The sequence below is a fragment of the Mesorhizobium sp. GbtcB19 genome (assembly GCF_019091085.1).
Classification (GTDB): Bacteria; Pseudomonadota; Alphaproteobacteria; order Rhizobiales; family Rhizobiaceae; genus Mesorhizobium.
Genome location: NZ_JAGXJY010000002.1, coordinates 123446 through 144136, shown reverse-complemented (window position 1 = coordinate 144136; position 20691 = coordinate 123446). Strand labels below are relative to the sequence as shown.

Here is a 20691-nt window from a genome sequence, read left to right as displayed (position 1 = left end):
CCGGCGACTTCAAAGTAAATTTGCCAAGATTGAAGGGCTGCGTCCAGTGCACTTGCAATTGATGGCGCGTATTGCCAGTGTCGGCGCCGAACCGCAGGTTGCAGGGGGAAACGAGCGGGTGGCAGCCGTACAGGCAGCGACGCAAGATGCCGAACGACTGGCGCAGCTGCACAAGCAGCTGCTGGCGGACGATTCGATCCAGTTTGCCTTGCCGAGGTTTGTGCGGCCCGAGCCGCCTGAATGGCTGAAGCCGCTGCTGGACGGCCTGGCCAAGCTCGGCCCCTACATGATCTATCTGTTCTGGGGCGCGGTGATCATCGGCGTCGCGATCATAGTGCTGCTTCTCGTTCTTGAGGCACAGGGTGTCGCCTGGCGTCTGCCATGGTGGCGGAAACGCCAGGAAACCGAGGCAGCGAAGGAAGAATGGCGTCCGGACGCTGAAGTCGCCCAAATCCTGCTTTCCGAGGCCGATGCGCTTGCCGCGCGCGGCGAGTATGACGAGGCGGTGCATCTTCTCTTGCGCCGCAGCGTCGCCGACATCGCCACCCGGCTGCCGGACTTCCTGCGCCCGTCGCTCACAGCGCGCGACATCGCGGCGGCTGGCTCGATCCCCACCCGGCCCCGCGCCGCCTTCAGCGAGATCGCGCGCATCGTCGAAGCCGCGCTGTTTGCCCGGCGACCGGTCGGCGCCGAAGGCTGGCAGCAGGCACGCGGCGCCTATGAGCGCTTCGCCTTCCGGGACGCCTGGGCATGAGCACGGCAACGACGGAAGCAACGCAAGAACCGTTCAGCCGCAAGACGCTTTTCTGGGGCATTTTCGCCAGCCTGCTGGCGGCGGCCGGCTTCTTCCTTTTGTCCACCTATGCGCCCGATTTCCGCCAGCCTGAAGGTGGCGCCACGCCGTTTTCGAAAGGCGGCACCGGTTACGCCGGACTTGTCGAATGGTTGAAGCTCACCAATGGACAGGCGCCGCCGATGGAACGCGGCGAGAAGGACCTTGCTTCACCGCTGGCAGAGACGTTCCTGCTCATCGTCACCATCGCGCCGGACAGCGACCCGGCCGCGCTCGACCACATCATCAAGCTGCGCAGCGGCAAGGACACCCTGTTCGTGCTGCCGAAATGGCAGACCCTTCCCTTGCTCGGGCATGACGGCTGGGAGACCAAGGTCGAACGGCTTCCCAATACCGTGGTCAACGACTGGCTGGGCCGTATCGCCAAGGCGAAGCTCGGCGAAGGCAAGCCGGCGGTCGACAAGATCGATATCCAAGGCCGCAAGATCGCCGTACCGGATGAACTGCAATGGGTGGCGGACGATGACCCGCTGATCGCGACGAGCGACGGCAAGGCCATCTTGACCGAGCTCGACGACGAGCCGCACTACATCCTGACCGATCCCGACTTCATCAACAATGCGGCACTGGGCGACGAGCAGAAGGCGGCCGCCGCGCTCGACATGATCGCCATGCTGGAGCCCGCCAAGGGTGCGGTCATGTTCGACCTGACGCTGCACGGCATCGGCCAGAAATACGATCTCGCCAAGCTCCTGGTCGAACCGCCCTTCCTGGCTTTGACGCTCTCCGTGCTGGTGGCGGCCGCGCTTGCCTTCCTGCACGGGCTCGGCCGCTTCGGCCCGCCGCGCGCGGAAGACCGCGCCATCGCCTTCGGCAAGAGGGCGCTGGTCGACACCACGGCGATGCTGCTGAGGCGCGCCGGCCGCCTGCAAGGGCTTGGCGACCGCTATGCGGCGCTGGTGCGGCAGCGCGCCGGCGCCCTGCTCGGCGCGCCGCATGGCCTGCAGGGCGAAGCGCTCGACCGCTGGCTCGATTCCCGCGACAAGGGCGAGACGCACGGATTCAGCCAGCGCTTCAAGGCCGCGAACGAATCCAACAATTTGGCCGCAATGCATGAGGCAGCCGAACAGCTGCATGACTGGACGGCAAGGAGGCTCGGTGAACGTCGATGAAGTGAAGGCCCTGGCGAACGCGATCAGGGAAGAAGTGGCAAAAGCAATCACCGGTCAGCGCGACACGGTCGACCTGATGCTGACGGCGCTGTTCGCCGGCGGCCACATCCTGCTCGAAGGTCCGCCCGGAACCGCCAAGACCATGACGGCGCGCTGCTTCGCGCAGGCGCTCGGCGTCACCTATGGCCGCATCCAGTTCACGCCCGACCTGATGCCCGGCGACATCGTCGGCGCGAACATCTACAATTTCCAGACCGGGCAGTTCACGCTGACGCGTGGCCCGATCTTCTGCGACCTCTTGCTCGCCGACGAAATCAACCGCACGCCGCCGAAGACGCAGGCCGCCCTACTCGAAGCCATGCAGGAGCACGCCGTCACCTTCGACGGCACCACGCATTCGCTCGGCCGGAATTTCATGGTGGTGGCGACGCAGAACCCGATCGAGCATCAGGGCGTCTATCCGTTGCCCGAAGCGCAGCTCGACCGCTTCCTGTTCAAGCACAGGGTGAGCTATCCGGACCCCAAGGAAGAGCGTGCCATCATCGTCCATCATGGCGGCGGCTCGGCCTCGCATGATATCGAGCAATACGGCATCAAGGCGCAGACCGACCGCAAGTCGCTCGAAGCAGCGGTCGCCACGGTCGGCGACGTCACGCTGGTCGACGATGTCGTCGGTTATATCGCGGCACTCGTGCGCGGCACGCGCGAAAGCCCCGACCTCGAGGTCGGCGCAAGTCCGCGCGCGGGCGCCATGCTGGCGCGGGCCGCGCGCGCCAGGGCGGCGCTCGACGGCCGCAACTACGTCATTCCGGACGACGTCAAGGCCTTGGCCGTGCCGGCGCTGCGCCACCGCGTCGTTCTTTCGCCGGCAGCGCAGATCGACGGACGGCTGGTCGAGCAGATCGTCTCCGACCTCGTCGACCACACGGAAGCGCCACGTTGATCTATCCGAGCGGTCGAGCAGTCTGGGCGGCGGCGGGGGGGGCGATCCCCGCCTTCCTGGTCGCGCTCGCGCTGCCCTCTGTCTGGTATCTCGGCCTGTTGTGGATCTGCCTGCTGCTTGCCTTCCTGGCGGTGGACGCCGCCGCCGGACGAGGCCGCGCCTCGCTCAACGCGACGCTGACGGCGCCACCGCAGGTCGGCGTCGGCGGGCGCTTCACGCTGCACATCGCGGCCGGCCTCGGCGCCAGGCTGCGGCGCCTGCAGGCGCGCGTCGGCCATGATCAGCGGGTGCAGCCGGTCGCGGGCACCGGCGGCGCGCTGCCTGCCAATGGCGGCACGCTCGACCTCGAATTCGAGGCCATCCGCCGCGGCATCGCCAGTTTCGACCGGCTGTGGCTGCGCTGGCAGGGCCCGTTCGGACTGGTGTGGAACCAGGTCATCTTGCCCGTCGACCGCAAGGTGGCGGTGCTGCCCAACGTCAACAGCGCGCGCGACGAGGCGATCACGCTGTTGCAGCGCTCGGCCCTTGCCGACGGCCATGCGCAGAAGCGCGCCGGCCAAGGCCGCGAGTTCGAAGCGCTGAAGGACTATCAGCCCGGCATGGGCCGGCGCATGATCGACTGGAAGCGCAGCGCCCGCCACGGCAAGCTTTTGGCGCGCGAATTCCGGATCGAGGAGAACAACAACATCGTTCTGGCCATCGATAGCGGCCGCCTGATGTGCGAGCCGGTCGACGGCGTGCCGAAGGTCGATCGCGCGGTGACGGCAGCACTTCTGTCGGCCTTCATTGCGCTCAAGGGCGGCGACCTCGTCAGCCTGTTTTCCTTCGACGCAAGGCCGCGCGTTTCCAGCGGCGCGGTGCGCGGTTCGCCGAACTTCACCATGATCCAGAAGCGCGCCGCCGAGATCGACTATTCGACCGAGGAGACCAACTTCACCCTGGCGCTCACCACGCTCTCGGCCAAGCTCGACCGCCGCTCGCTGGTCATCATCTTCACCGATTTCGTCGATCCGATCAGCGCCGAACTGATGCTGCGCACCGTCGGCCGGCTGACCGAGCGGCATCTGGTGCTGTTCATGCTGATGCGGGACGTGGAGCTCGAAACGCTGGCCGACATGGCGCCGGCAACACCCGAGGATGTCGCCCGCTCCGTCACCGCCGGCGACCTTTTGAGGCAGCGGCAAGTGGTGATCGGCAGGCTCAGGCTGCTCGGCGCGCATGTCATCGAGGCCGATCACCAACGGCTCGGCCCGGCGCTCGTCGAGCGCTACATCCAGCTCAAGGAGGAGAACCTCTTATGACGCTGTCCGTCGGCACCGATGCGGTGCGCCAGTCGCTGGCCAGCTTCCGCCAGGAGCGGGAGGCCGACTGGAAAGCCTTCGAGGCGCTGCTGGCGCGCGTCGAAAGGCGCGCGCCGCGCGCGCTGTCGGAAGACGAGCTCCTGTCGCTGCCACTCCTTTATCGTTCGGCGCTGTCCTCGCTTTCGGTGGCGCGCGCGACCTCGCTCGACAGCGCGCTGATCGCCTATCTCGAGGCGCTCTGCCTGCGCGGCTATTTCTATCTCTACGGCGCACGGAGGTCCTTGCGGACGCGCATCGGCGACTTCTTCCTGCACGACTGGCCGGCGGCGATCCGCGACCTTTGGCGCGAAGTGTGGACATCGGTCGCCCTCACCGTGGTGGGCGCGATTGCCGGCTATTGGCTGGTCGCCTCCGACAAGCGCTGGTACGACGCCATCATCGCGCCGAGCCTTGCCGGCGGGCGCAACCCGGATTCGTCGGCCGAGACGCTGCGCAGCGTGCTTTACGGCGGCGGCGACCACTTTCTGTCGGGCTTTGCGGCCTATCTCTTCACCCACAACACGCAGGTCTCGATCCTGGCCTTCGCGCTGGGTTTCGCCTTTGCGGTGCCAAGCGTGCTGATCATCCTGATGAATGGCTGCATGCTCGGCGCCATTTTCCAGATCTATGCCGCCAAGGGCCTCGGCTTCGAGCTGGGCGGCTGGCTGTCGATCCACGGCACGACGGAGCTTTTCGCCATCGCCATCGCGGGCGCGGCCGGCATGCGCATCGGCACCAGCATCGCCTTTCCCGGCGAGCTGACCCGCATGGCCGCCGCCGCCCGGGCCGGACGCGTGGCCGCTACCGCCATGATCGGCGTCACGGTGATGCTGCTTTTCGCCGGCCTGCTCGAAGGGATCGGCCGGCAGACCATCACCAGCGACATCGTTCGCTATTCGATCGGCGTCGGCATGCTGGCTTTCTGGATCTCATATTTCTACCTTTTCCGTATGGTGCGGCATGGCGACCGCTAAGGCCAAGGTGAAGACCAGGAACCCGGCCGCGCTGACCCGTCCTCTGGTCACGCCGGAGGGCGTCGACCTCAGGGTCAAGCTGGCGGATGCCGGCACGCGCGCTTCGGGATTCCTGCTCGATGTGGTGGTCGTCATCGTGGCGGCCGTGGTCGTCTCGCTGGTCACGATCTTCGGCCTTGGCGGCCTCGGCGTGAAGGACGCGGAACCGCTGTTCATCGTCTGGATCATCTTCATCTTCTTCCTGCGCAACGTCTACTTCATCGCCTTCGAGGCAGGGCGGCGAGCAGCGACGCCGGGCAAGCGCATGGTCGGCACCAGGGTCGCCTCGCGCAGCGGCGCCGGCCTTACCATCGACCAGGTCATCGCGCGCAACCTGATGCGCGAGATCGAAGTGTTCCTGCCGCTGTCGATCCTCGCCGCGCGCGCCAGCGCCGATGTCGCCGACACGCTGACGACCATCTTCGGGCTGGTGTGGGCGCTGCTGTTCTCGCTGTTCCCGCTGTTCAACCGCGACCGGCTCAGAATCGGCGACCTGCTCGCCGGCACCTGGGTGGTCGAGGCGCCGAAGGTGGCGCTGGTCGAGGACCTTTCGCTGCGCAAGGACCCGGTCGCGGCCCGCTTCCAGTTCAGCCCGGCGCAGCTCGACGCCTACGGCATCGCCGAGCTGCAGAAGCTCGAGGAAGTGCTGCGCCGTGACGATTATTCGGCGCTCAAGGCGGTGGCGGAAACAATCAGCCGCAAGATCGGCGCCAGGGTCGAGCCGATCGATTCAAAGGCTTTCCTCACCGCTTATTACGGCGAACTCCGCGCGCATCTGGAACGCAAGCTGCTGCTCGGAAACCGCAAGGCGGATAAGTACGCGCGTTAGCCGGGCGCGAGTTATTGAAGGTCTCCCAATATGGCTTCGTCTGAATTCGTAATTACGAAGGAGCAATACGAAATAACTCTCCGCACCCTTATCAATTCAGGCTCAAGAATTTCCTATGATGTTTTTGATGGAACTAAGATTCGCTACCTGAATGCCGATTCAGTTGCTGAAGTTATCGGCAGGCGAGGCGCTGCCATGGCGTTAAAACATCCCTCCTTCGCCACCGACGAGCCAGAGGTCGTAATTTACAAAAATGGCGATACCAATTGGTATCAATTTAAGGAATTACATGGGGATGGGCATATCAAGATAAATTCAAGAAAATTCACGGAGGACCCGTATTTCTACTTCGCGATTGGCTATACCTCTTTTTTCGTTACGAAAAATGGAACGCACATACAGCCGCCCAAGAATCTCATTGAGATCTATAAAACCGCGGTACGATCCATCAAGTCACTGTGTCGCAGGGAATTAATCGGGAGTGTCAAAAGCGTGTATGTGTCGAAGGCCATCCTGGACTCCGACCCTCGCTGGCTTTCCGCTGTTAGGATCCACTTCGGAATAATTTGAGAGGGCGCAGTTCCAGGATCGGCCGACCGGCCACGCGGACTGTCGGCCGATGAACCCCTCGCCTACCCGACCCACTTCTCATAGTCCGAGACCAGCAGGTGCACCGGCGCGACATCCTCGTCGATGTTGGAGAAGCGGCCGATCGGCTCGCGGAAGACGTTGTCGGTGAGGTCGTCGTTGACGGTCGAGACCTCGCCGATCAGCACGTCCTTGCCCTCGGCCCAGAAGGCGTGCCAGACACCGGGTAGCAGCGTGACGCTCTGGCCGGGATCGAGCTTCAGCAGGCCACCGGCCGGCAATCTGGTGATCGTGCCGTCGACCGGCACCGACACTTCGGCCTTCGGGTCGATGCCGCCGTCGCGGTCGTGCATGAACAGTTCCAGCACCAGCTTGCCGCCACCGCGGTTGATTATGTCCTCGGCCTTGATGTTGTGGCGATGCATCGGCGAGAGCTGATCCTTGCGCGAGATCATGATTTTTTCGGCATAGAGCATGCCCATGCCGAGCTTCATGTCCTCGTAGCGGCCATTGCGCACGGTGAACAGGAACAGGCCGAGCTCGTCGAACTTCTCCTGGCCGTAGTCGGTGATGTCCCATCCGAGACGCGAGGTGAAGATGGCCGAGGAGTCGGCCTTGCGCGCCTTCATCTCTTCCGGCGACCAATAGGCGAAGGGCGGCATGATATAGCCGAAGGAGCGGATGAAGGCGTCGGCTTCGCGGATGATGTCGTTGATCTTGGAGCGCTTCATGAGTTCTCTTCCTTCCGGCCGCTGCCTGCTGAAATCTGCCCCTCCGAATAGCCCAATGCCGGCCCGCTGTCGACGCAAACTCACGCCTCTGGCCCGGTGACATCGGCTGCGTTCGGGGCCATAAACCAACTGATTTGATTTAACGCGAATGTCTTTGTCCCGGAACGGGTTCGCCGTTCGGAAGACATCCCCTGAACGGTGATTTCATGCCAAGCATAGACGACCTCGACACACCGGCGATCCTGATCGACGCGGTCCGCGCCGAAGCGAACATCAACAAGGCGCAGGCGCATGCCGACGCGCATGGGCTGAAGCTCCGTCCGCACATCAAGACGCACAAATTGCCCTATTGGGCGAAGAAGCAGGTGGCGGCGGGCGCCGTCGGCATCACCTGCCAGAAGATCGGCGAGGCCGAGGTGATGGCCGATGCCGGGCTGACCGACATTTTTATCCCCTACAACATCCTTGGGCGCGCCAAGCTGGAGCGGCTGAAGGCGCTGCACGGGCGCGTCACGCTATCCGTAACGGCGGACAGCCATGAGACGCTGGAAGGGCTGGCCGCTACCTTCACCGATGCCGGCCATCCGCTGTCCGTTCTGGTCGAGTGCGATACCGGCATGGGCCGCTGCGGTGTGCAGAGCCCCGACGAAGCGCTGGCCCTTGCAAAGGTGATCGATCAGGCGAAGGGGCTCGCCTTCGGCGGACTGATGACCTATCCGGCGGCGGGCCGCGCGGCGGAAGCCGATGCATGGCTGAAGACCACGCGCGATGCGCTTGCCGCGGCCGGGCTCGAGTGTGCCCGCATTTCCAGTGGCGGCACGCCGGACATGTGGAGGTCAGGCGAAGACCGCGTGGTCACCGAATACCGCCCTGGCACTTACATCTATCTCGACCGCTACCAGGTCGCCAAAGGCGTTGGCACGCTCGACGATTGCGCGCTGACGGTGCTTGCCACGGTGGTCAGCCACCCGACGGCGACCCGCGCCATCCTCGACAGCGGCAGCAAGGCGCTGTCCTCCGATACGCTCGGGCTGCCGGAGTTCGGCGAGTTGCTGGGCATCCCCGGCGCCCGCGTCACGGGATTGAGCGAAGAGCATGGCACTGTGACACTCTTGGATGGCGCAGGCCTTCGCATCGGCGAGCGCGTGCGCGTGGTGCCCGATCACTGCTGCGTGGTGACGAATTTGTTCGACCAGGTGCATCTGATCGACGGCGACAAGGTGCTGGAAACACTGCCGGTGGCGGCAAGGGGGCGAATGGGGTAGTCAAGCGGCGAGAACCCACGATCGTTCGTCATCCTAGGGCGGAGCAAGGAGCGAAGCGACGCGCGCAGACCCTAGGATCCATTCCGTGACGTGAACGACAAACGCCACGCTGCAGAACGGGCATCGGCATCGGGCGCCAAGAGTCCGATGGCTGCAAAGTGGAGAAATAACGGAATGGATCCTAGGGTCTGCGCTCCGCTACGCGTCGCTCCGCCCTAGGATGACGAAGGCATAAGAGGCTCGGCTAATCGCCGACGTCAGCGCTCGGCATCGCTACTGCCGCTCCGCCTGCCTGGCCGCAACCCTGCGCATCGCCGTCACCCTGCGCCTGAAAATCTCCGTGCGCATCGCCATCAGATGCAGCGCGAAGAACAGCACCGTGAAACCCAGCGCCATCACGGCCAGCGGCCACAGCATCGAGGGATCGATTGTCGGGCCGCCAAGGCGGAAGACCGACGCCGGCTGGTGCAGCGTGTTCCACCAGTCGACCGAGAATTTGATGATCGGGATGTTGATGAAGCCGACCAGGGTGATGATTGCGGCGGCCCAGGCGGCGCGGCCGGCGTCGTCCAGCGCGCGGGTCAGCGCGATGATGCCGAGATACATCAGGAAGAGCACGAAGACCGAGGTCAGCCGGGCGTCCCACACCCACCAGGTGCCCCACATCGGCTTACCCCAGATCGAGCCGGTGACCAGCGCCAACGCGGTGAAGGTGGCGCCGATCGGCGCCGCCGATTTCAGCGCGACATCGGCCAGCGGATGGCGCCAGACCAGCGTTCCCAGCGCCGAGATCGCCATGATCGTGTAGCACATCATGGCGAGCCAGGCGAAAGGCACGTGGATGTACATGATGCGCACGGTGATGCCCTGCTGGAAATCCTCCGGCGCCGTGAAGCTCATATAGAGACCGACAGCGAGCAGGATGGCGGCTGTCCCCGCCAGCCACGGAATGACCTTGCCGGCGAGCCCGACGAAGCGTGTCGGGTTGGCGAGATCGGTCCAGGCGCTCAAGCGTGAGGTGGTGTCGCTCATGCCGATCTAAATAGACCGGTGACGCGACAGGAGCAATCGGGGGAGTGTCGCACTCTTCCCCTTCTCCCCTTGTGGGAGAAGGTGTCGCCGAAGGCGACGGATGAGGGGTGCTCCAGGGAAAGCCAGCGCCTCACTCCGCTGGAACACCCCTCATCCGTCTCGGCGCTGTCGCGCCGATCCACCTTCTCCCACAAGGGGAGAAGGGAAAGGCGCTGGTTACGCCGCTTCCGTAACCGTGCGGCTGAGGCGGCGAACTTCCTCGTCGTTGAGCAGGCCGCCGGCGCGCAGCAGGCTGGCGAAACGACCGTTGCGCAGCGACAGTTCGGTGAAGCCGCCCATCTCGACCACCTTGCCCTTGTCCATGAAGACGACCAGATCGGCGTCGCGGACGGTGGTCAGACGGTGGGCGATGATGAAGGTCGTGCGGTTGCGGCGCAGCTCGTCGATCGCTTCCTTGACGCGGTCCTCGGTCTCGACGTCGAGCGCGCTGGTCGCCTCGTCGAGCACCAGGATCGGCGCGTCCTTCAGCACGGCGCGGGCGATGGCGATACGCTGGCGCTCGCCGCCCGAGAGCTGGCCGCCACGCTCGCCGACGACGGTGTCGTAGCCGCAGCTCTTGGACAGGATGAAGTCCTGCGCGGCGGCGGCATTGGCTGCGGCGTGCACCTCGTCATTGCTCGCGTCGGCGCGGCCGACACGGATGTTGTCCTCGATCGAGCGGTTGAGCAGGCCGGCATCCTGGAAGACGGTGGCGATCGAGTGGCGCAGCGACTTGCGGGTCACCGTGCGGGTGTCGATGCCGTCGATCAGGATGCGGCCGCTGGACGGCGTGAAGACGCGCTGCAACAGATTGATGAGCGTCGTCTTGCCGGCGCCGGTCGGGCCGACGATGGCAACCGTCTGGCCGGCCTGGACCTCGAAGGAGACGTCCTCGATGCCGTGGCCGGAATTGGCGAACTCGAAGCTGACGTCCTCGAAGCGGACATGGCCGGTGACATTGGTCAGCTCGCGCAGACCATCGGGCTCGGCGGTCTCGGCGGCCGAGTCCTCGAGGCGGTAGAAGTCTTCCAGCTTGGCACGCGCCTCGGAAATCTGCGTGGTGAAGGCCGACATCTGGTCGAGACGGGCGATCAGCATTCCGGCAAAGCCCGTGAAGGCGACGACATCGCCGACGCGGAGCTGGCCACGGGTGACGAGATAAGCGCCGATCGAGAGCACGATCATCATCGAGATGGTCGAGGACAGGCGGTTCAGCGCATTGGCGATCGCCCACCAGTCGAGCACCGGATTCTGCGCGTCGAGCAGGTCCTTCACGTAACGCTTCAGCGTCGCGGTCTCATGGCCGATGCGGTTGTAGCTCTGCAGCACGGCGACATTGCTGACGCTGTCGGTCACATGGGCAAAGACGGTGTGGTAGTGGCGCTCGACGGCCGTCTGCCCCGACTTGGTGTGGCGCATGACGATACGGCCGATGCCGACGTAAAGCACGCCGAGGCCAAGCAGCACGATGGACATGCGGACGTCCATGGCAAGCGCGGTCGGCACCAGCAGCACCAGCGCGATGGCGGTCGAGAGATGCACGCGCATGAATTCGAGCCAGAGGCTGAACAGGGTCTCGACGGCGCGCAACAGCGTGTGCAGCGAATTGGACGTGCCGCGCTGCTGATGCCAGGCGAGCGGCATCGTGATGACGCGCTCGAAGGACTGGCACAGCACTTCGGAGCGACGGGCATGAGCGAAACGGTCGGCGCCGCGCGCCACCAGCACGAAAGCGACGACATTGAAGGCACCGAGAGCGGCCCAGACGGCGAGCGTCGAGAACACCGCGCCTTTTTCGGAAATGGCACCGATCACCCGACCCAACAGGATCGGCTCGAGGATCGCAATCGCCGCGAGCGCGACGTTGGCGCCGCAAATCAGCGCGACGCGCTTCTTGTCGGCCGCCAGATAACCCAGCGCTCTAAAGTAGATCTGCAGAAGTGACACTTCAGCTACTCCGCCAAACTCTTGTCCGTGCTCAATGCCGCTATTGTGCACCGCACCATTTTTTGACACGTAACGGTAAATGTGTCGCGAAACAATGCGTCGTCTATCCCTTCAGTTCCCATTTAGCGAACAAAAGATGACGACGGTACGAAATCTGACGTGATCGCCTAACGGTTTGAGATAAAAGGTGAAATGTCAGCCTTGCGGCAAAATAATGGCACTTGCCCCGGGCTGCCACATTTTTAATCACCGGCTGCTTGCTTAGTCTGCCCTAAAGGAAGGCAAGCGGTGGGGCGCGGTGCCCACGCCAAGTAAAAAACAGCGATTGGCCGCGCATCCCTCGGGATGCGCGGCTAACAAGCCAAGCCTTTGATTTTACGCTGGTATCCTGACGACGACTTCGGTCTTGTCGCCGGCTTTCGGCTCGAAAGACGCCGATTTTTTCTTCGAACCATCGACTTCTAGCGAGATCGACTTGGTCTTTTTGTCGCGGATGACGCGAACCTTGATTTCGCCGCCGAACATCTTGAGCGTCGCGGCGTAGCCGTCCCAGTGCCCGGGCAGCTTCGGCCTAAACGTGATCTCCTTGCCACGCCGCTCGATGCCGAGGATGCCTTCCACCGCGGCGCGGTAAAGCCAGCCGGCCGAGCCCGTGTACCAGGTCCAGCCGCCGCGCCCGCCCTTGCCTTGGCCGGAATAGATGTCTGCGGCCACGACATAAGGCTCGACGCGGTAGTGTTCGGCGGCAGCCTCGTCAGAAGCGTGGTTGACCGGGTTCAGCATCGAGAAGCAGCGATAGGCCTCGTCGGTGCGGCCCATTTCGGCCAGCGCGATCACGAACCAGGTGGCGGCATGGGTGTACTGGCCGCCATTCTCGCGCACGCCCGGCGGATAGCTCTTGATGTAGCCGGGGTCCTTCTCGCTCTTCGAGAAGGGCGGCGTGAACAGCTTGACGATCTTGAGCTCGTCGTCGACCAGCATGTTGGTCGCCTGTTCCATGGCCGTCGTCGAGCGCGCCGGATCGCCCTCGCCCGACAGCACGCTCCAGGACTGGGCGATGGAGTCGATATTGCACTCGTCCGAATTGTGCGAGCCGAGCGGCGAGCCGTCGTCGAAGCTGCCGCGCCGGTACCACTGGCCGTCCCAGGCGGTGCTTTCCAGCGCCCGCTTCAGCACGTCCGCGTGCTTCATCCACGCCTGCGCCCGCTTGGTGTCGCCCTGCCCCCTGGCGACGGGCGCGAAGTCGGTGAGCGTCTTCAGGAGGAACCAGCCCAGCCACACGCTCTCGCCCTTGCCGCCCTCGCCGACACGGTTCATGCCGTCGTTCCAGTCGCCGCCGAGGATGAGCGGCAGGCCGGCAGGGCTGCTGCGCTTGATCGCGAGGTCGAGCGCCCGCGCGCAATGATCATAGAGCGAAGCGGTGTTCTTGGTGATCTCGGGCGTGAAGAAGGCGTCGTGCTCGCCCTCACCGAGCTCCTGCCCGTCGATGAAAGGCAACTGCTCCTTGAGGATCGCGGCATCGCCGGTCACTTCGATGTAGCGGGCGGTCGCATGCGCCAGCCAGACCACATCGTCCGAGATCATGGTGCGCACCCCGGCATCGGTGCGCGGCAGCCACCAATGCTGCACGTCGCCTTCCGGGAACTGCCGGCGCGCGGCATTGAGGATCTGGTCGCGCGCCAGCTTCGGGTCATGCGCCAGAAGCGCAAGCGTGTCCTGCAACTGGTCGCGGAAGCCGAAGGCGCCGCTCGCCTGGTAGAAAGCCGAGCGCGCGCGGATACGGCAGGCCAGGCTCTGATAAGGCAGCCAGTGGTTGACCATGGCGTTCATTGCCTCGTCCGGCGTCTCGACCTGGATTGTGTCGAGGAAGCCGCGCCAGGCCTTTTCGTTGTCGGCCAGGCGCTGGTCGAAATCCTTGCCGCGATGGGTCTGCACCAGGGCGCTGGCCTCGGCGGGCGTGGCCGCGTCGCCGAGCAGCCAGAACAGCGTCACGTCGCCGCCGGCCGGGATGTCGATGTCGCTGGCGACGACCGCGCATGGATCGTCGCCCGCCTCGATGCGCCCGGACAGCGCGAGCCCGCCCAGCACGGCCTGTGGATACTCGGTCGTGCCGTGCCTGCCGATGAACTCGGAGCGGTCGGCCGTCACCGAATGGACCGGATGGGCCGCCGCCAGGAAGGCCACCCGCTCGCCGAAGTCGAGACCGTAAGGATTCTGCGCCAGCATGGCCCCTGTTGCCGCGTCCCGCGCGGGCACGATGGTCGCCGCGGTGCGCGAGCGGTGGCCGCCCAGCACCCATTCGGCATAGGCGTAGACGCGCAGCCGCGCCGGCGCGGCGCCGGCATTCTGGATGCGCAACCGGCTGATCTTCACCGGATCGGCCGGGTCGACCACCTGCGTCAGGTCCATCGACAGCGAGCCGCGCCTCGAGCGGAAGGTCGAGAAGCCCTGGCCATGCCAGGTCTCATAGGTCATCGACGGATCGCGAACCGTCGCGGCCATCGGCGAGAACGCCTTGCCGCTCGATTGGTCGAAAATATAGAAGCCCTCGCCCGGCCGGTTCGACACCGGGTCGTTCGACCATGGCGTCAGCTGGTAGTCACGGCTGTTGCGGCTCCAGGTGAAGCCGGCGCCTTCGGCCGAGACGTGGAAGCCGAAAGAGGCGTTGGAGATGACGTTGATCCAGGGCTGCGGCGTCGAACGCCGCCCGGTCAGCCGCGTCACATAGTGGCGGCCGTCGCCATCGAAGCCGCCGAAGCCGTTCCAGAGGCTGAGGCCGCTGCCGTCGGCGGCGATGTCGCCGCCATCCCGGCTTGCCGGCACCGGCAAGGGCAGCGGCGGCGTGGGCTCGCGCGGGCTGCCGCCGTCCGCCTGCAGCAAGGCATCGCGGGCCTGGAGGGCCGCCGTCTCGGCGCGTTCGAGCTGGTCGAAGATCGTGCCGTTGCGGGTATGCAGAACGACGCGCGCCACCGACAGCAAGGTCTTGTAGGTCGGCTCGTCCATCAGGTCGCGGCGCACCGCGAAGATGTGCTGGCGGGGTCCGAGTTCGCGGCCGCGCAGGCGGCTGTTCTCGCACAGCGTCTCCACCGCGCGCTGCAGGTCCTGCACATAGGATGAGGCCTGCTCGTTGACGACGACGAAGTCGATCATCATGCCGCGGGCACGCATATATTCCTGGAAGCGCAGCGCCTGGGCGACGATCTCGAGATCGGCGACGTCGCCGATGCGCACGAGGAAGATCGGGAAATCGCCGGAGATGCTGGTCGGCCACAGGCTCGACTGGCGACCGAGGCCCGACGCGATGGACTCCGCCGGCAGGCGCAGGAACGGATCGGGATAGATCAGGTAGCGCGCCAGTTTCTGCACATTGGCGGCGTCGGTGAGGCTGAGGCCGAGGTGGCGCGTCTGCACCTGGCTGCGCGTCCAGGCAAGCATGGCCTGGCGGGCGAAGCTCTCCTGGTGGTCGAGCCGGGCGATCGCCTCGTCGAGCTCGCCGCGATTGGCGCCGACGGCGGTCCAGAAGGTCAGCGAGATCTTCTTGTTGGCCGGCACGCGCACCTGGCGGCGCAGCGCCGCCACCGGGTCGAGCGTGAAGCCCTGGCTGCCGGACAGCCTGACGCCGGGGTCGAAGGCGACGGCGTCGGCAATGGTGCGGCCACGGCCGATGAAGGCGCGCCGGTCGGTCTCGGCCTCGGCATCGCGCGACGGGCCCGCCGGGTCGGTGACGAAATGCACCATGGTGAGGTCGGGCTCGTTCTTGTCGCGCTTGCGCCGCGTGGCGAAGATCGCGCCATTGTTCGGCGCGATCTCGGTCTCGATGAACATCTTGGAGAACGCCGGATGCGCGTTGTCCGAAGCCTCGTTGCCGAGCACCAGCTCGGCGAAGGAGGTGATCTCGATATGCCGGTCGGTGGCGCTGTCATTGTAGAGCGTGATGCGGCGGCCCTCGCCATTGCCCTCGGAAATGACGATGCACTCGACCTCCGAACGCAGCGAGCCGACCGACTTGGTGAAGCTCGCCTTGTCGTCGCCAAACAGCGTCTGGACGCGTTCGCCCTCGGCGCGCTTCGGCTCGGCGGTGGCCGACCACCAGTCGCCCGTCGCGGTGTCGCGCAGGAAGATGTAGGAGCCGAGGCGGTCCTCGCTCGGGTCCGGCTGCCAGCGGGTGACGGCAAGCTCGCCGAAGCGGCTGTAGCCGGAGCCGGTGGCGGTGACCATGACCGAATAACGGCCATTGGACATGACGTTGGTGGCGCGCAGCGCCTTGATCGGGTCGAGCACGACGCGGCTGTCGGGGCTCTCGGCCTCGGTTTCGTCCTTGGCGCGCTCGTCGGCTTCCGTCCTGACGGTGGCGGTCGGGATGTCGCGCGGCGCCTTCTCCTGCAACAGGAGCTCGGCCGACTCGATCACCGGGTCGCTGTGGAAACGCTCGCGCAGCCGGCCCTCGAAAATGGCGTCGGCGACGGCCGCGATCGACATGCCGGAATGGTGCGCCATGTAGTTCTGCACCACGGCGTGGTCGGTGCCTTCGGGCACGCGCTGCGGCGTGAAATCGACCGCGTCGTAGAAGCCGTGGCGGCCGAGCGCGCCGATCGAGCGCAGCCGCTGCAGGTTCTGCACCGCCTCGCGCGGGCTGAACTGCGCCGCGAGAATCGTCGCATAAGGCGCGATCACCGTGTTCTGGCCAAGGCCGCGCTTCAGGCCGAGGCCGGGCACGCCGAAATTGGTGTACTGGTAGGTGAGCTCGCGGTCGCGGGCGTTGTAGGCCGCTTCCGAAATGCCCCAGGGCACGTTCTTGGAACGCGCATACTGGATCTGGCGCTTGATGATGAGCTTGCTGGTCTGGTTGAGGATCGAGCCCTGCGGCTCCTTCATCACCAGCGGCGGCATGAGATACTCGAACATCGAGCCCGACCAGGACATCAGCGCGCCCTGGAAGCCGATCTCGACGATCGGGCGTCCCAGGCGGAACCAATGCTCGGTCGGCAGGTCGCCCTTGGCGATGGCGAACAGGCTGGTGAGCCGCGCCTCGGAGGCGAGCAGGTCGTAGCAGCTCTCGTCGAGCTGGCGGTCCTCGACCCGGTAGCCTATCGACAGAAGCTTGCGCTCCTGGCGCATCAGGAAGGAGAAATCCATCTCGAAGGCGTAGCGGCGGCAGCGCTCGCGCAGGGCGAGCAGCTTGGCGCGCAGCGCGGCGACCGCGCCCTCGTCATTGTGCGAATCGTGCACATGCGCTTCGCAGGTCGCTTCCAGCCGTTCCGCCCAGTCGGCGATGATATCGCTCTTCGGCGAGGCCGCCTCGGTGTGGATGGCGGTGGCGAGCTTGCGGATCTCGCCGGCGAGCACGGCAAGATTGATGGTGCGGATCGAGGCCATCTCGGGCTGCGCCTTGATGGTCGTAACCGCGCGGCGCATGCCGTCGAGACGGTCGGCCAGCCGCTGGCGCAGCGGCCGCAGCTGGCGCCGGTCATCCGGCAACTCGTCCAGGCTTTCGTCGAGAATGGTGACGGTATCGATGATGCCTTCGAAATCGCCCTGCAGATGGACGGAGGGCGCCTCGGCCCATTCGGCGCAGGACGCCGCCACCGCGACCAGGTGGCCGGCGAGGTTGCCGCTGTCGACCGCCGAGATATAGAGCGGATAGAGCGGCTTCAGCGTCGTCGTGTCATACCAGTTGTAGAGATGGCCGCGATCGCGCGGCATGTTCTCGATGGTCGTCATCGTGGCGTCGATGCGGGTGATGGCATCCGACAGGCTGATCCAGCCGAAATCGCGGGCCGACACCACCGACAGAAGATAGACGCCGATATTGGTCGGCGAGGTGCGCGGCGCCACCACGGGCGCCGGGCTTTCCTGGAAATTGTCAGGCGGCAGATGATGCTGCTCGGGCGTGACGAAGGTCTCGAAATAATGCCAGGTGCGGCGCGCGAAGGTGCGCAGCGCATGGATGTCGGCGCTCGAGATGCGCAGCCTGTCCTCGGTCTCGGCCGAGCGGCTGATCCAGCAGGCGACGGCGGGCGAAGCGATCCAGAAGATGGCGAAGAAGAAGGCGACGAAGGCGCCGGTGGAATCGGCGAGCACCGGGATAGCGAGGCCGACGACGCCGATGATCACCGCGCCGTACATCATGCCGTAATAGGCGCCGAGATCGTTGCCGCCCTTGGCCGCCTGCGAGGCGGTGCGCCATTCGAGGAGGTTCTGGCGGCTGACGAAGAGGCGGTAGATGGTGCGGACAATGGCGTCGCCCATCATCCAGGCCAGATGCGCCATCAACAGCACTTTCAGCGCCACAAGCGCGGTGCCGAAAACGGTGTCGCGCGCAAGCGCGGAGAAATGGCCGCGCGGCGTCTGGTCGCCGCTCTTCGGCAGGATGCCGTTCACGATGTCGAAGGTCGGCGCCATGAACAGGCTGAGGATCATCAGCGCCTGCCACTGCGCGGCCTGGGTGAAAGGCAGCAGCGTCCAGCCGGCGACACAGGCCATGACCCAGAAGATCGGAGTGACCGAGCGGCGCAGATTGTCGACCATCTTCCAGCGCGACAGCGCCGGGACGCCGGAGCGCGGGTCGAAGATGAAGCCGAGCAGTTGCCAGTCGCCGCGCGCCCAGCGGTGGTGGCGCGAGGCGTCGACCGAGTAGCGGGTCGGATAGTCCTCGACCAGCTCCACGTCCGTGACCAGCGCGGCGCGCGCCAGGGCGCCCTCGAGCAGATCGTGGCTGAGGATGGTGTTTTCGTCGATGCGCTCCTTCAGCGCTGCCTCGAAGGCATCGACATGGTAGAGGCCCTTACCGGTGAAGGAGCCGTCGCCGAAGACGTCCTGATAGACGTCGGAGACGGCGAACACATAGGGGTCGAGGCCGCGATTGGCCGAGAAGACGCGCTGGAAGAAGGAGGCGTCGTCGCCGCTTGTCAGCGAAGCGGTGATGCGCGGCTGCAGGATGGTGTAGCCGGCGCTGACGACGCGCTTGACCGGGTCGAAATGCGGGCGGTTCAGCGGGTGCGCAAGCTTGCCGACCAGGCTCGAAACCGCATCGCGCGTGGTGCGCGTGTCGGCATCGAGCGTCATCACATAGACGACCTTTTCCGGCAGCGGCACGTCGAGCGGCAGGAAGGTGGTGTCGCTGTCGCCGCGCAGCAGAAGGTTCAGCTCGTGCAGTTTGCCGCGCTTGCGCTCCCAACCCATCCAGCAGCCCTGCGCCTGGTTGTAGAGGCGGCGGCGGTGCAGAAGATAGAAGCGCGGCGAGCCTTCCGACGGATAGCGGGCGTTGAGCCTGGCGATCTCGTCGCGGGCATATTGCAGGATCTCGATGTCGGCGGCGTCGATCTCGGTCTTGGAATCCGGCCAGTCGGACAACAGCGCGAAATGGATCTCCTCCGCCGTGTTGGCGAGGTGATGCACTTCGATGTTGCGGATGTTTTCCTCGACATCGTCGCGCGAGCCGATCAGCGAAGGCACCACGACCAGCGTGCGCGACTCGGCAGGAATACCGTGCTTGTTGTAGTCGTAGCCAACAAGCCGGGTCGGCTTCAGGAACATCGCAACCACGGTGTTGAAGAAGGCCAGAGCGCCCTCGCTGGCCGGCACCGCGAACAGCGCCAGCATCAAAGTGATCGATTCCACCGACAGGCCGAGATTGGCGAGCGCCCTGCCCGACAGCACCAGAAGCAGCGCCGTCAGCAGGAACACCGGCACGACGATGCCCAGCCAGCCGGCGCTGGCAAAGCCACGCTTGAAGGTCACATAGAAAGGCGGCCGGTAGCCGATCGCCTTTTCCAGTTCCTGTCGGCGCGGGCCGACCAGGAAGAAGCCGACATCGGTGTGGACGGCAGGATCGGCGGTTTCGGGCACGCCGGAGGCATCGGTGACGCCGGGCGTGTGGCCGGCAAGCTCGATCGCCTTTTCGGCCACCCGGTATTCGGAAAGCTCGGAGCGGCGCGCCAGCTGCTCGATCGCGGTGCGGTACTGGTCGCGCGAGAAGAAGTCCAGCGCGGCGAAATCGGTCTTCTCACGCAGCAGCGTGTCGATGCGGCTGACGCCCTCGAACCAGACCGTCCAGTCGACGTCGTTGATAAGGCGCAGGCCGCGGATGATGTTGCCGGTGGTGACGTTGCCGCTGGACAGCGTCTGATGCTCGGAGATGATGATCTCCTCGGCATCCGAACCGGTCTTTTCCAACTCGCCTTCCAGCCATTCCAGCGCGCGGCCGGCATTCTGCGACCCGTCGCGCAGGCGGTAGAGCAACTGGGTGGCGAAGGTGGTGTCCTGCGCATGCGCGCTGTAGGTCGACAGGATCCTTGTCCGGTCGGCATTGTCGTCGGTCGCGAGCACCCGGTCGGCGACTTCGTTAGCGATGTGGCGCATCTGCCTGGTGCGCTCGACGCGCACCGCGATGCGGCGAAGGTTCTCGATCAGCACGAAACGCAAGAGCGAAGGCAGCGCCCACAGCTCGCCGATCTTCATCGGCTCGACGGACTGGAAGCCCTCGACGATCGCCTTGAACATGTTGGCGGAGACGGAGCTGTCGGAATGCTCGACATAGCTCCAGGCCACGACGAAGGCGCGCGGCAGCACGGTGCCGTCGCCGAGCGTCAGCGTCGGCAGTTGCCGGTAGAAGCGGCGCGGCAGGTCGCGCTTGACCTGGAAAATGGTTTCCTCGACGAGGTAATTGTTGTCGAGCAGCCACTGCGCGGCCGGCGTGATGGTTTCGCCCTTGGCCTGGGCGGCATTGGTCGAGCGGTAGACTTCGAGAATCTTCTTGGCGCTGTCGCGGATGCGGGCCTGGAACTCGAACGGGGCGAGGCCGAACAGTTCCTTGACCTCGCCCTTGGCTAAGGCGACGCCAAGAGCGCGCAGGCGGTCCTCAGGCAGGAAGTTGGAGCGTATCGGCGCGTCCGTCACCGCCGGGAAACCGGCGCTTGCATGTTCGATCTTGTTGGGGTTCGTCTGAATGTTCATTGAAAATTCCGTAAGGCGGGGCGCAATGCGGCGTCACCGCCACG

12 protein-coding genes are annotated in these 20691 nt (G+C 65.3%); 8 read left to right on the top strand and 4 right to left on the bottom strand.

Going from position 1 to position 20691, the window contains the following annotated elements; all coding sequences use genetic code 11:
• The first annotated feature begins 118 nt into the window (after nt 1–118).
• Genes KVT37_RS04635 through KVT37_RS04605 form a run of 7 tightly spaced genes read left to right on the top strand, consistent with a single transcriptional unit; the run spans nt 119 to nt 6660 of the window.
• Nucleotides 119–754, top strand: coding sequence for a DUF4129 domain-containing protein (locus tag KVT37_RS04635; protein WP_308642557.1), 636 nt, complete (start codon nt 119–121; stop codon nt 752–754).
• A complete protein-coding gene (locus KVT37_RS04630) occupies nt 751–1965 on the top strand; it encodes a DUF4350 domain-containing protein (RefSeq protein WP_217570171.1) in 1215 nt (404 codons plus the stop codon). Before KVT37_RS04635 ends, KVT37_RS04630 begins: the two co-directional genes overlap by 4 nt.
• Nucleotides 1952–2908, top strand: coding sequence for a MoxR family ATPase (locus KVT37_RS04625; protein ID WP_217570169.1), 957 nt, complete (start codon nt 1952–1954; stop codon nt 2906–2908). Before KVT37_RS04630 ends, KVT37_RS04625 begins: the two co-directional genes overlap by 14 nt.
• Nucleotides 2905–4209 (top strand): DUF58 domain-containing protein, encoded by a 1305-nt coding sequence (locus KVT37_RS04620; RefSeq protein ID WP_217570167.1) that lies wholly within the window; start codon nt 2905–2907, stop codon nt 4207–4209. Before KVT37_RS04625 ends, KVT37_RS04620 begins: the two co-directional genes overlap by 4 nt.
• Nucleotides 4206–5222: a stage II sporulation protein M gene (locus tag KVT37_RS04615; protein WP_217570165.1), complete on the top strand. Its 1017-nt coding sequence runs from the start codon at nt 4206–4208 to the stop codon at nt 5220–5222. The genes KVT37_RS04620 and KVT37_RS04615 overlap by 4 nt, the downstream gene beginning before the upstream one ends.
• A complete protein-coding gene (locus tag KVT37_RS04610) occupies nt 5209–6090 on the top strand; it encodes an RDD family protein (RefSeq protein WP_217570163.1) in 882 nt (293 codons plus the stop codon). Before KVT37_RS04615 ends, KVT37_RS04610 begins: the two co-directional genes overlap by 14 nt.
• A gap of 30 nt (nt 6091–6120) precedes the next feature.
• Nucleotides 6121–6660 (top strand): hypothetical protein, encoded by a 540-nt coding sequence (locus KVT37_RS04605; protein WP_217570162.1) that lies wholly within the window; start codon nt 6121–6123, stop codon nt 6658–6660.
• Nucleotides 6661–6722: 62 nt separating this feature from the next.
• Here the strand turns inward: KVT37_RS04605 and KVT37_RS04600 are convergent, their stop codons facing one another.
• Nucleotides 6723–7409 (bottom strand): D-lyxose/D-mannose family sugar isomerase, encoded by a 687-nt coding sequence (locus tag KVT37_RS04600; RefSeq protein WP_217570160.1) that lies wholly within the window; start codon nt 7407–7409, stop codon nt 6723–6725.
• 206 nt (nt 7410–7615) lie between these two features.
• On the opposite strand from KVT37_RS04600, the gene KVT37_RS04595 reads away from it, so the two are divergent.
• Nucleotides 7616–8674, top strand: coding sequence for a D-TA family PLP-dependent enzyme (locus tag KVT37_RS04595; protein WP_217570157.1), 1059 nt, complete (start codon nt 7616–7618; stop codon nt 8672–8674).
• A gap of 273 nt (nt 8675–8947) precedes the next feature.
• On the opposite strand, the gene KVT37_RS04590 is transcribed toward KVT37_RS04595, so the two are convergent.
• The 3 genes from KVT37_RS04590 to KVT37_RS04580 all read right to left on the bottom strand — a co-directional run bounded on the left by KVT37_RS04590 (nt 8948) and on the right by KVT37_RS04580 (nt 20647).
• A complete protein-coding gene (locus KVT37_RS04590; RefSeq protein ID WP_217570155.1) occupies nt 8948–9706 on the bottom strand; it encodes a heme ABC transporter permease in 759 nt (252 codons plus the stop codon).
• 216 nt (nt 9707–9922) lie between these two features.
• Nucleotides 9923–11692, bottom strand: coding sequence for a glucan ABC transporter ATP-binding protein/ permease (locus KVT37_RS04585; protein WP_217570153.1), 1770 nt, complete (start codon nt 11690–11692; stop codon nt 9923–9925).
• Between the two features lie 375 nt (nt 11693–12067).
• Nucleotides 12068–20647 carry a glucoamylase family protein gene (locus KVT37_RS04580; RefSeq protein WP_217570151.1) on the bottom strand — a complete coding sequence of 2860 codons (8580 nt, stop codon included), beginning with the start codon at nt 20645–20647 and terminating at the stop codon, nt 12068–12070.
• Nucleotides 20648–20691 lie beyond the last annotated feature (44 nt).